Source organism: Bacillus cereus ATCC 14579 (assembly GCF_000007825.1).
Lineage (GTDB): Bacteria > Bacillota > Bacilli > Bacillales > Bacillaceae_G > Bacillus_A > Bacillus_A cereus.
This window is the reverse complement of sequence record NC_004722.1, coordinates 433,500-445,836: the sequence shown is the minus strand read 5'-3', so window position 1 is coordinate 445,836 and position 12,337 is coordinate 433,500. Positions and strand designations below refer to the sequence as shown.

Here is a 12,337-nt window from a genome sequence, read left to right as displayed (position 1 = left end):
TATCTTTTTATAATCCCACATATACAATACACATTTGAGCAGCTACATATGTAAACCAAATCCAAAGTGGCTCATACTTCAATTTACGCCCTCCGATATCTGTCACGCCAATAATAAAATCAGAAATCACAAACAGTAAACCACCAAACGCTGGTATCCACCATATTCCTGTATTTTCATAATATAAGGCGAATGCAAAGCAAGCCATTCCTCCAACCCACAATCCGTAAATTAGAGCTCCTATCGTAAACAATTTATCCTGTTTATCATTTCGGATAAAGAAGAACCATCCTACAATTAGAAAGAGCCCATATACGAGTAAGCCAATCCAAAAACCATTCCACGAAATTCCTGTTTGCAAAAATGCTTTTACATAAAAACAATGAGCAAGAGCGAAAGTAACCATCCCACCAATTAACCTGTGACCAATTGGAATCAGCCCAGCCATAAACAAATCTCCCACAGTCGATAAAGTCATACCAAGTGCAACCCACGTACTATACTCTACAGATGGATCTTGTAACCATATCCAAATTGCACTACCTGTTAAAGAAAAACTAAGAATAAGACGGATTGCTAAAGGTAACGGCATATTATCTTTCGTTCTTTTTGTCTGCCGCATTGCATAAATTGCACCAATTAAAAAAAGAAGTATTTGCCCAATTAACACCACGTAAAGTAGATTCATAATATGTTCTCCTCAATAAATGCTTTTTGTATCTTTTTTCGTTACACTTAGTCTATTATCCTTTTTCTATAAAAAAAGAAGAACAGTACTGTTCTTCCATTGTAATCGCTTTTCTGCTTTCTATGCTACTTGTTTTTCTTTCTCTATTTTTTGCTTAGCTGGCGTCCGATTTACCACAATAATTCCCGCGGCTACACATGCTAAACCGAGTAACACAAATGAATGAATTGCTTCACCTAAAATCATGCTCGATAATAACACACCAAATACGGGTATAAAGAACATATACATAGATACTTTTCCAACCTTATTGTACTTCATAATTGTATTCCAAATGCAAAAACCAGCTGCAGATAAGAAAGATAAATAAATCAGCATAAGTAGTGCATGTAGACTAAATGTAAATGGCATTACTCCAACTTGTAAAGCCCCTATACATAATAATCCTATAGAACCAAACATCATTTGGTATGCTGTCATATAGCCAACATCTAACGTTTTACTACCTTCTTTCGCTAATATGTTTCCATATGAATACAGCATTGCTGCACTAAGAAGTAATAAGCTTCCGATTCCAAAATGAAATGATAAGCTACCATCACTCGGCATATTTACTAAAACGACGCCACAAAAGCCAATCGATACGCCAATTATTTTTCTCATATTGAGGGCATCATCTTTATATAAAAAATGGGCGAGTAAAATTTGAAAGAATGATGATGTCCCTGAAATGATAGCTCCTTCAATTCCCGAACTATAACTCATTCCAATATAAAAACAGATATATTGAAGAAACGTTTGGAATAAACCAATTTGTATTAACTGTTTCCCCGTTCCTTTTTTGAAGCTCATATCTTTTCCTAACACTTTAAAGAATAATAAGAGCATGAATCCAGATAAAAAGAAACGATAACCGGCAAATAATATTTGCTCTCCAACTTCTTGTGGTTGAATTCCAAGTTCAACATAACTTAATTTAATAAAAGGAAATGCGCTTCCCCATAAAAAAGTTGCTACTATTGCAGCAATAAATACGCCAATCGGATGGGTAAAAAATTTCTCTGTCTTCACTTGTTGTCTTCCTTTCCGACCTTTTTATGAACAATATTCATATATACCAAAGGAATTGCGAAAACACAAGTTTTCCGTTTATACTTGAAACAAAACCGTACCATCTCATAAAAACATATGATATACTATAGAATAATTACAACATAATAACTATTAAAAACAGATTCAACAGAAATGCTGCTATCCATTATGGATGGCAGCTTTCGTCGTTTTATAGGGGTTTCGATTTTGATTATTTTTCTCAATAAGAATTCGAAAGGAGCGAGTAGTAATGAACTCAGAAGTAAAAACGTTACACGCAAAAGAAACAATTTCTCATCCCTCTTTATGGGACACATTAAAAAAACATTATGAACTTGTATTTGCAGTAGCATCTGGTATTTTTATTTTAGTTGGTTGGTTATTTACAAAGAACGATGCAATGAATGTAGGTATTACTTGCTATATCCTTGCTTATATAGTTGGTGGATATGCAAAAGCAAAAGAAGGAATTGAAGATACGATTGAAGAAAAAGAGCTAAATGTTGAAATGCTAATGCTCTTTGCAGCTATTGGTGCTGCAATTATTGGCTACTGGGCAGAAGGGGCTATTTTAATCTTCATCTTTGCACTCAGCGGTGCTATGGAATCTTATACGTTAAGTAAGAGCCAAAAAGAAATTTCCGCTCTTCTTGACTTACAGCCTGAAGAAGCATTACGTATTTCCACCGGAACTGAGGAACGTGTTCCTGTTGGAGAGTTACAAATTAACGACATTATTTTAATTAAACCCGGTGAACGTGTTCCTGCTGACGGTACGATTCATAACGGTGAAACAAATATCGATGAGGCAGCAATCACAGGAGAACCTATTCCAAATGAGAAAAGACATGGCGATGAAGTATTTGCAGGTACTGTAAATTTACGTGGTGCTATCGAAGTTAAAATTACGAAGCCGAGCGATCAAACATTATTCCAAAAGATTATCCGTCTCGTCCAAAGTGCACAAAGTGAAAAATCACCATCACAACTATTCATTGAAAAGTTTGAAGGAACATACGTAAAAGGTGTACTACTCGTTGTTGCGCTTATGATGTTCGTTCCTCATTTCTTACTTGACTGGAGCTGGAATGAAACGTTTTATCGCGCTATGATCTTACTTGTAGTCGCATCTCCTTGTGCGCTCGTAGCTGCCATTACACCAGCTACGTTATCAGCCATTTCTAACGGAGCGAGAAACGGTATTCTCTTTAAAGGCGGTATACATTTAGAACGCCTTGCTTCTGTGAAAGCAATCGCGTTTGATAAAACAGGAACATTAACAGAAGGTAAACCTACCGTAACAGATGTATATGTTCGAGAAAATATAACAGAAAAAGAAGTACTTTATATTACAGCATCAATTGAAAGTCACTCTACACATCCTTTAGCTGAATCCATTGTTAAATATGCACAACATGCGTACGACATTACTTTAAAAAAACCAGAAAAGGTTGAAGATGTAACTGGTTTTGGTCTAAAAGGAATATTGGAAAACAACGCTTATAAAATAGGTAAAGCTGATTTTATCGGTGAAGAAACAAAGACATTTCATAATGGTATTTCTGCCTCACTTGAAAAAGAAGGTAAAACTGTCGTTTATATTAGTGATGAGGGAGGCATTCTTGGACTTATCGCTTTAAAAGATACGCTTCGCCAAGAAACAATAGCTGCTATTCGTGATTTACAAAGCATTGGTGTCGAAGCAATTATGATTACTGGAGATAATGAAGAAACGGCAAAAGCAATTGCCTCTGAAAGTAATATAAAGGAATATTACGCATCATGCTTACCAGAAACAAAAGTTGAAACGATTAAAAAGTTAAAAGAAAAATACGGTACAGTAGCAATGGTTGGAGACGGTATAAATGATGCACCTGCCCTAGCTACTGCTAGCATTGGTGTCGCAATGGGAGAAGGAACAGATGTAGCTTTAGAAACTGCAGATGTTGTACTGATGAAGAACGAACTATCTCGCCTTTCCCAAGCAATTCGTTTATCAAAACGAATGAACCGTATTGTGAAGCAAAACGTAATCTTTTCGCTAGCCGTTATTGCCATGCTAATTTGTTCAAACTTCTTGCAATTTTTAGCTCTTCCATTCGGTGTTATTGGTCATGAAGGAAGTACGATTCTTGTCATTTTGAATGGCTTACGATTACTAAAAGGAAGCAAATAAAACGGGTCCCTCATAGAGGACCCGTTTTTTTTAGTGATAGCTATTATGACCGTTCGCACTGCTACTCGTTTTATGCTTTGGATGCGAACTGCTCTTTTGTTTATTATTACTTTTATTATTATGGTTCTTTTTATTATTACTCATGAAATATCCCCCCTGTTCCTTTTTATTATGGAACAAGAACTCATTATTCATTACGGGAATTATTGTCACCGGTTCTATAATGGTGGAGTAAACCATTAATTTCACCGCCAAGTAAAATTACCCATCCAGTTAAATAAAACCATAACATTAAAATAATGATACCACCGAGACCACCATATGTATTGGCGTAATTCGCAAACTTATCTACATAATAAGCAAATGAGTAAGACACCACAATCCATCCTACAGTAGCAAATAACGCCCCTGAAATAACTTCTCTTCTTTTTAACTTTCGATCTGGTGCAAATGTATATAAGAAACTAAACAAAGCAAATAGTACGAAGAAACTCGCTACTAATCGTGTAATGCTCCATACGAAAGAAAAACTATCTGATAAACCGAGTGCTTTAAACACTGCTGCTCCAATAACTTGTCCGAATACCGGAACAATTAACGCAAAGACAATCATAAAAATAATAGCTAATGTAAACACAATTGATAACGCTCTTGTTGTAATAAAAGAACGTGTTTCCTTTACGTCATAAGCGCGGTTAAAAGCATTCATAACCGCATTAACACCATTTGAGGCAAACCATAACATGGATAATAAACCAAATGATAATAAACCACCATTTTGCTGGTTTACAACTTTATCTACATTTACCTCAATTAAGTTCATTGCATCATCTGGTACATAAACCTCTAATAAACTAAGCACATCCTCTGTTTGAATGGGAATAAATCCAAGAAGCGTAATTAAGAAAACGAGCCCAGGAAAAATTGCAAGCAAGAAGAAATAAGCGAGCTGTGCTGCCAAGCCCGCTACATCATCGCGCATCGTCCGGTCATATAAATCTTTACCAAACGAATAAGTACGATTTCTTCTCACCTTTTCTAAAATTTTTCTCATATATGTTTAAACGCTTTTCTTCTCTTCTTTATCTTGCTTTAACTCAATGTACGCTTCAGTTTTTTTTTCCACTGCATTTGAGTCTTTCATAAATAATTCACGCGCTTCTTTCATACCACCATCTTCAGCAACTATTGGCTCTTCTTCTACTTTCAACTCATCTACCTTTGGAGATACAGCTTGAATTTCAATCGTTTCTGGCTTTTCTTCTGGTTCAACTTTTTTCTTACTAAAAATTTCTTTCGTTTCTTTTAACGTCTCTACAACAGATGGCGTTAATTTTTTAATTTCTGCTACTTTCGCTTTTACCACATTGAAATCAGCAAGTTCGCGTCCTTTATCTGTAACAGTTTGCACTTTTTCTTTGATCTTTGCATTTTCACCAATTTCAATCATCTTTGTTTTTGCTTTTTCTGCTGTATTTTTTACTTTTTCGCGGTTTTCTTTCTTTAACATGGATACAGCTACACCTGCAGCTACACCAATCGCAATGTTTCGAGCAATATTATTTTTCTTTGCCATATTCCTTCACCCTTTCATTTCTTATGTTAGAAAGTATTTCTTTCTAAGCTTCCTCATATTCCTTGTTCATTTCGAATGAAAGCTAATAGCTTTGCACACCCTTCTGTTACAAGGTCATATACTTCTTGGAAATTCCCTGTATAGTAAGGGTCAGGAACGTCTGTCCAGCCACCGTCTGGAACAAAGTCGGACAGCCTACCAATATAGCCTCCAGTTTTACCTAAACTTTTTAAATTTGCTATATTCTTGTTGTCCATGGCAATAATATAATCAAACTTTGTTAAGTCTTCTTTTTCTACTTGCCTTGCTTTAATTCCTTCAAAAGTGACTGCATTTTCTTTTAAAATTTTTTGTGTTCCTTTATGTGGCGGATGGCCAACGTGCCAATCTCCAGTTCCTGCAGAATCAATGACAATTTTCTCTTCAAGTCCCTCTTTTACGACAAGATTTCGAAAAATCGCTTCTGCCATCGGAGAACGGCAAATGTTCCCAAGACAAACAAACAATACTTGAACCATATTTTTGTTTCTTCCCTTCTTGGTGCATTTCTTAATATATACTTATAGTATAAACAACCAATTATTAAATATAAAGGAAATCCCTACTAATTTAATGGGATTGAAAAGATTCATTAACGAAAATGATAAAAAATGTTAAGATAGCCTTATGTTATTTTAAAGGGGGACACTTCGGTGGATTTATCCGTAAAGTCAGAAGAAAACGTTGAATACATGGTCGAAGCTATTAAAGAAAAATTACGTATGGTTAATGCTGGAGCGATGAGAGCTGCTAGTTTTAACGAAGAAATGTACGAAGATTTACGTGACATTTATGATCATGTTATGAAACGTGAAACATTCAGCATTAGTGAAATGCAAGCTATTACAGAAGAATTAGGTACATTAATTAAAAAGTAAAAAAGCCTCTCTTATTATGAGGCTCTTTTTTATTTCCAACAAATTCATGACAACTCTTCTCTTTCCCTCAACCAACTGTAAAATATTGTACAATAGAAGTAGAACCTCACCTTAGATTTTTTCTCCATACATACTACTCACAAATAATAGCAACACTACCATTGCTAACTGTTTTTACTGGAGGTGCTTACTTATGAGCAATTGGTACAGTAAGACGAAAGATCAAACATTGATTGACCTAGAAACAAACGAACAAAACGGTTTAACAGATGAGATTGTAAGTGAACGTTTAAAGCAATACGGTTCTAATGAATTAGCTACAAAACAAAAACGCACTTTATGGCAGCGTATTTTCGCCCAAATTAATGACGTCCTCGTATATGTCCTTATTATTGCTGCCCTTATTTCTGCCTTTGTAGGTGAATGGGCGGATGCCAGTATTATCGCGCTTGTTGTAGTTTTAAATGCTGTTATCGGTGTTGTCCAAGAATCGAAAGCAGAACAAGCTTTAGAGGCATTGAAAAAGATGGCAACACCTAAAGCTATCGTCAAGAGAAATGGTGAACTAAAAGAAATTCCATCTGAGCACGTCGTTCCAGGGGATATCGTTATGCTCGACGCCGGACGATATATCCCATGCGATTTACGCCTTATTGAAACCGCAAATTTAAAAGTTGAAGAATCTGCTCTAACTGGTGAATCTGTCCCTGTTGATAAAGATGCAATCTACCACCCTTCTATGCGAAGTGATGAGCAAGTACCACTCGGCGATCAAAAAAACATGGCCTTTATGTCTACTCTTGTCACATATGGAAGAGGCGTCGGTGTTGCTGTTGAAACTGGAATGAACTCACAAATTGGTAAGATTGCTACCCTTTTACATGAAGCAGACGATGATATGACACCACTTCAAAAAAGCTTAGCACAAGTCGGAAAATATTTAGGCTTTGTTGCTGTAGCTATTTGTATCGTTATGTTTCTCATCGGTTTTTTACAAGGCCGGGATACGTTAGAAATGTTTATGACTGCTATTAGTTTAGCTGTCGCAGCTATTCCAGAAGGCTTGCCAGCTATCGTTTCCATCGTTCTTGCAATTGGTGTGCAACGTATGATTAAACAAAACGTTATCATTCGGAAACTACCAGCTGTTGAAGCCCTCGGTTCTGTCACAATTATTTGTTCAGATAAAACAGGTACGTTAACGCAAAATAAAATGACCGTTACTCACTTTTATAGTGATAACACATATGATCGCTTAGAAAGTTTAAATGTAAATAATGATGCGCAACGTCTATTGTTAGAAAATATGGTGCTATGTAATGATGCGTCTTACAATAACGAATCACAAACGGGAGACCCGACTGAAATTGCACTTCTCGTTGCTGGAACCACTTTTAACATGCAAAAAGATCATTTAGAAAAAATACATGAACGTGTTAACGAAGTACCTTTTGATTCAGATCGTAAAATGATGTCAACCGTACATATGTACAATGAAAGTTACTATAGCATGACGAAAGGCGCTATTGATAAGCTCTTACCTCGATGTACCCATATTTTTAAAAACGGCAAAATCGAGATTTTAACTGATTCTGATAAAAATCAAATATTAGAAGCTGCCGGATCAATGTCTCAAGAAGCTTTAAGAGTACTTTCATTCGCATTTAAACAATACGATTCAAACGATGTGGATATAAATCATCTTGAAGAAAATCTTATCTTTATTGGTCTTGTCGGTATGATTGATCCACCACGAACTGAAGTGAAAGATTCAATTAAAGAATGTAAAAAAGCCGGTATTCGCACAGTTATGATTACTGGTGACCATAAAGATACCGCCTTTGCAATTGCCAAAGAACTTGGCATTGCTGAAGAAATATCGGAAATTATGATTGGAACTGAATTAGATAACGTTTCTGATACAGAACTAGCTAGCAAAATTAATCATTTAAATGTATTCGCTAGAGTCTCTCCTGAGCATAAAGTGAAAATTGTAAAGGCATTACGCGCGAAAGGAAATATCGTTTCTATGACTGGTGACGGTGTCAATGATGCACCATCTTTAAAGCAAGCTGATGTTGGCGTAGCGATGGGCATTACAGGAACAGACGTTGCAAAAGGGGCAGCAGATGTCGTGTTAACAGATGATAATTTCTCATCTATCGTGAAAGCCGTTGAAGAAGGTAGAAATATTTATCGCAACATAAAAAAATCAATTCTCTTCCTACTCTCTTGTAACTTCGGAGAAATTATCGCTTTATTTTTAGCCATTTTACTCGGCTGGGCAACACCACTACGACCTATTCACATTTTGTGGGTGAATTTAATTACAGATACACTGCCTGCATTATCACTTGGGGTTGATCCTGAAGACCCAGATGTGATGAAGGAAAAACCACGACATGCAAAAGAAAGCTTATTTAGCGGCAGCGTTCCTTTCCTGATTTTCAATGGAGTTATCATTGGACTTTTAACGCTAATAGCTTTTATCGCCGGAGCAAAATTCTATACTGGAGATACAAATTTATTTCCTCTTTTCCCAGAGCGAATTGATGACGATGCTCTATTACACGCTCAAACGATGGCATTTGTCGTTCTTAGTTTTTCTCAGCTCGTTCATTCATTTAACTTGCGTTCAAGAACGAAATCGATTTTTTCAATTGGGATCTTTACAAATAAATATTTAGTCTTCTCCCTCCTTATCGGTGTTCTTATGCAAGTTTGTATCATCTCCATCCCGCCCCTTGCAAATATATTCGGTGTACATGCATTAACGATGCGAGATTGGGGATTTGTTCTCTTATTAAGTATCATTCCGCTTGTTGTGAATGAAATCATTAAATTAGTGAAGAAAAACTAAAAGGCAATGAGGAATATTCCTCATTGCCTTTTCATTTATCCTGCTATTTTCCGTGCAGTAAAACTCCCACCTCAAAATTCAGTTTGAGCAAAGAAGTTAGGTGATGGATTAACTGCCCATAAGTGTCCAATTGGTGAAGGCTAATAATCGGTGGTGATGAACAAAACCCCACTGATTAAAGTTTCACTTTATCCTTGTAATTCTTTTTTGATATTCTCTGTTAATGTAGCCATACGCTTGCGGCTTTCTTCACGCTCACGTTTATTTTGTTCTTCAATTTGTTGTGTTTCTTGCATACCTCTTGAAATAATGTTCCAAGTTTCCTCAAGTGTTTCCATCTTAATACTAGAAGAACCTGATAATCTCGCTACTTCTACACTTTGCGTTGCGATATTTTGTGCATTTTTCTTAAGTAATTCATTTGTACGGCGATCCAGTTCAGCCATAGAATCTGCAACAAGCTTTTGGCGCTTGGCATTTACCGCTTGAATGATACCATTTTTAAAGATAGGAATCGTTGTAATAAATGCTGTATTGATTTTACCAATTAATTTATTATTACCACGTTGAATCATACGAATTTGTGGTGCTGTAAGTAACGCAACCATACGTGCTTTTTCTAAATCGTCAATACGCTGTTCTAAAATTTCAACAGAGTTTTTAAGCGACTCTAATTCAATACCTGCTAATTGATCATTATTACGTACACGCTCTTCATACATCGGAACTAACTCTGTATTTAAACGCTCTAATAACATTTCTCCTGCTACTACGTACTTCTCTAAGTCTAAATAATATTTTAAGTTTTGCTCATACAAGCCATCTAACGTACCAATTGATTTTTTCATCTCATCTTGGTACTTCGTAATTTCCACATAAACTTTATCAATTTCGCGGCCCATCGTTTGATATTTACTAAAGATTTGTTCTATCATTTTATCCGCTTTTTTGAACATACGTGAGAAGAAACCACTTTTTTCTTCCGCAAAGTCTTTACTATCAAATCGGTCCATAATTTTACCAAGCTGTTTTAATAATTCACCAGAATCTTCTATCTTTGATAATGACATTGTATGTAAAATTTGATCAGCAAAACGTGAAATTTCCATAGAAGGTTCTTTTCCAAGTTCAATTAATTCTAATTGATCTTTAATATCTACCGCATTATAAATACGTTGTACATCCGCATCTTGTCTAAGTTGTAAGCGAACATCTTGTGCTGTTTGTTCATTTAATTCTGTTTTCGGATCTAGTACGACTGGGTTATTCATATGGTATTCTCCCTTTCCTTATAAAAATGGACGAAATAGTCCTTTTATTGTTTTTGATAAATTTTTATAGGCTGATGAACCATGAAACTCAAGATCGAAATTAACCTCTTCAAGCCAATGTGAATCAAATGCCCCCGCTTCAATATACGGTTCAATATCGTTTCTTCCCGTTGGATTGAAATGGAATACATCTACTCCAATTTGATTCAAAAATAGTAATAAAACAGCGTCAGAACGAGTTAATTCTCCGCTCTTCTCATTATTAAATATAACAATTTTCGGTACATCTTGTGAATAATCAAATTTCTCAAGCTGTTCTAAAATATTCGGTGGTATTTGAGAAAGTTGTGCGAAAACATATAGCGCTACATCTTGTTTCGTCTCTTTCGCAATTGGTTTGCACATTTCACTTTCGCACGTATGGATAATCGCCTCTGCAATCCCATGCTGTAAACCTTCCGGTAAACGCTTATGCGGCCACCAATGGCTATTCATAATTAGATCAGGATGCAATTTTCCAGCTCGGTCCAATGCATCTCGATAATGATATTGGAAGTTTGCTTTTTGCTCTTTCGTAAATGGGAATGTATTAATTAGTAAACTGTTATCAAATGATGTAACAGCCTTTAATCGTTGAAAATATTCTTTATCATTCTTTGAAACGCCTGATATTTTCGCAAATAAAGAAGGAATATAAATATGTTTATTTTCAACAAAGAATGTTGGGCGTACAAATGCCTTTTCTTTCGTAATTAAAAAGAGTTCATCATATGTCGTTTTTAACGTACGTGCTACAGGTGTATAGGAACGGAATTGCCACGGCTTGTACAGCAGTGAATTATCGTGGTGAAGTACTTGTTCAATTTCTTTCGAAGCTTGATACGCTACTGTTGCAACACGCTCACGGCGACGATCAGGGAATGGTTCAAGCGAAATGCGACTTGAATGAGATACAACAAAAGTTCTTCCCTCTTCATCAATATTTTCAAATCCATCTTTTCCTTCTGGGTGATAATAAAGCACATCACAACCGAGCATAATAAGAAAGTATAAGAAATATATACGGCTTTCCTGTGCATCACCGTACCAAATGATACGCGGCATTTGTTTCTTATAATTAATCGTAGAGAACCACTTCGCTACGTAATTTTCGCTTAGTTTAATTATGTCGATTAAGAAACGACGGAAGCCTTCTGTCTTTAACGACTGATTATGTTGCTTCTCATATAATTTCAATAGTGAAATAAACGTCGTATGTATGTAATGCTGTAAATCAGGATTGTCTACTTTCGGTAAAAGTTGTTTCCCAGATAAGTGTGCAACTAGCCTATTTACTGTCAGACCATTTGGTGCTTCTTGATGTAATCCGAACACTTCTTGAATATGACGAAGCTTTTCCGAATCAATCACTTTGTTTAAATTTTGTTCGTGTAAAACTTCGATTCCTTTCGCTTCACTATAATCAAACAGTTCATTAAAATATTCATCTACATCATTAGGAACGCCAAGGATTCGACATGCTATATAACTAAATTTCATCTCATTCTCTGTCAGCTCATATTGTGGGCGTTTTTCTAAAAGCGTTTCAAATTGCTTTAAATCTGATTCGTCTTTTAATGCATATGGTTGAAGTGTAAAACGTGAAAACACAACAGTTCACCTCCAAAAACATTTACGTTTTTTCTAAGTCCTTCTTCTATTATAAACTATTTTTGGTTATAAAAAATGGGCGCTCGCAAAACGAGCAAACCCATTTC

10 protein-coding genes are annotated in these 12,337 nt (G+C 35.8%); 3 read left to right on the top strand and 7 right to left on the bottom strand.

Annotation, left to right across the window (positions count from 1 at the left end; translation table 11 throughout):
* Positions 1-7: 7 nt before the first annotated feature.
* Together BC_RS02300 and BC_RS02295 are read right to left on the bottom strand one after the other, a co-directional pair.
* On the bottom strand, positions 8-688 hold the full coding sequence (locus BC_RS02300) for a lysoplasmalogenase (protein ID WP_001051080.1): 681 nt from the start codon (positions 686-688) through the stop codon (positions 8-10).
* A gap of 120 nt (positions 689-808) precedes the next feature.
* Complete coding sequence (locus BC_RS02295) at positions 809-1,759, bottom strand: DMT family transporter (protein ID WP_000845702.1); 951 nt, start codon at positions 1,757-1,759, stop codon at positions 809-811.
* 271 nt (positions 1,760-2,030) lie between these two features.
* Between BC_RS02295 and BC_RS02290 the strand changes: the two genes are divergently transcribed.
* The gene (locus BC_RS02290; RefSeq protein ID WP_001083755.1) at positions 2,031-3,956 is read left to right on the top strand and encodes a heavy metal translocating P-type ATPase; all 1,926 of its coding nucleotides are present in this window, start codon (positions 2,031-2,033) and stop codon (positions 3,954-3,956) included.
* A gap of 187 nt (positions 3,957-4,143) precedes the next feature.
* On the opposite strand, the gene BC_RS02285 is transcribed toward BC_RS02290, so the two are convergent.
* From BC_RS02285 to BC_RS02275, 3 genes are read right to left on the bottom strand one after another with little or no spacing between them, the layout of a single operon-like run.
* Positions 4,144-5,010, bottom strand: a complete 867-nt coding sequence (locus BC_RS02285; RefSeq protein ID WP_001226536.1) for a YihY/virulence factor BrkB family protein — start codon at positions 5,008-5,010, stop codon at positions 4,144-4,146.
* 6 nt (positions 5,011-5,016) lie between these two features.
* Positions 5,017-5,532: a DUF4075 domain-containing protein gene (locus BC_RS02280; RefSeq protein WP_001085389.1), complete on the bottom strand. Its 516-nt coding sequence runs from the start codon at positions 5,530-5,532 to the stop codon at positions 5,017-5,019.
* A gap of 53 nt (positions 5,533-5,585) precedes the next feature.
* Positions 5,586-6,050 carry a low molecular weight protein-tyrosine-phosphatase gene (locus tag BC_RS02275; RefSeq protein ID WP_000250917.1) on the bottom strand — a complete coding sequence of 155 codons (465 nt, stop codon included), beginning with the start codon at positions 6,048-6,050 and terminating at the stop codon, positions 5,586-5,588.
* 174 nt (positions 6,051-6,224) lie between these two features.
* On the opposite strand from BC_RS02275, the gene BC_RS02270 reads away from it, so the two are divergent.
* Positions 6,225-6,449, top strand: a complete 225-nt coding sequence (locus BC_RS02270) for a DUF1128 domain-containing protein (RefSeq protein ID WP_000366196.1) — start codon at positions 6,225-6,227, stop codon at positions 6,447-6,449.
* 193 nt (positions 6,450-6,642) lie between these two features.
* Positions 6,643-9,309, top strand: coding sequence for a cation-translocating P-type ATPase (locus BC_RS02265; RefSeq protein ID WP_000073726.1), 2,667 nt, complete (start codon positions 6,643-6,645; stop codon positions 9,307-9,309).
* 188 nt (positions 9,310-9,497) lie between these two features.
* Here the strand turns inward: BC_RS02265 and BC_RS02260 are convergent, their stop codons facing one another.
* Positions 9,498-10,580, bottom strand: a complete 1,083-nt coding sequence (locus tag BC_RS02260) for a toxic anion resistance protein (RefSeq protein WP_001064409.1) — start codon at positions 10,578-10,580, stop codon at positions 9,498-9,500.
* Positions 10,581-10,598: 18 nt separating this feature from the next.
* Positions 10,599-12,230 (bottom strand): YceG family protein, encoded by a 1,632-nt coding sequence (locus BC_RS02255; protein WP_000492858.1) that lies wholly within the window; start codon positions 12,228-12,230, stop codon positions 10,599-10,601.
* Positions 12,231-12,337: the final 107 nt, after the last annotated feature.

Bases quoted from the DNA above. Each gene is read 5' to 3' on its own strand.
- BC_RS02280 (WP_001085389.1), bottom strand. From the start codon at position 5,532: ATGGCAAAGAAAAATAATATTGCTCGAAACATTGCGATTGGTGTAGCT.
- BC_RS02300 (WP_001051080.1), bottom strand. From the start codon at position 688: ATGAATCTACTTTACGTGGTGTTAATTGGGCAAATACTTCTTTTTTTA.
- BC_RS02265 (WP_000073726.1), top strand. From the start codon at position 6,643: ATGAGCAATTGGTACAGTAAGACGAAAGATCAAACATTGATTGACCTA.
- BC_RS02275 (WP_000250917.1), bottom strand. From the start codon at position 6,050: ATGGTTCAAGTATTGTTTGTTTGTCTTGGGAACATTTGCCGTTCTCCG.
- BC_RS02285 (WP_001226536.1), bottom strand. From the start codon at position 5,010: ATGAGAAAAATTTTAGAAAAGGTGAGAAGAAATCGTACTTATTCGTTT.
- BC_RS02290 (WP_001083755.1), top strand. From the start codon at position 2,031: ATGAACTCAGAAGTAAAAACGTTACACGCAAAAGAAACAATTTCTCAT.
- BC_RS02260 (WP_001064409.1), bottom strand. From the start codon at position 10,580: ATGAATAACCCAGTCGTACTAGATCCGAAAACAGAATTAAATGAACAA.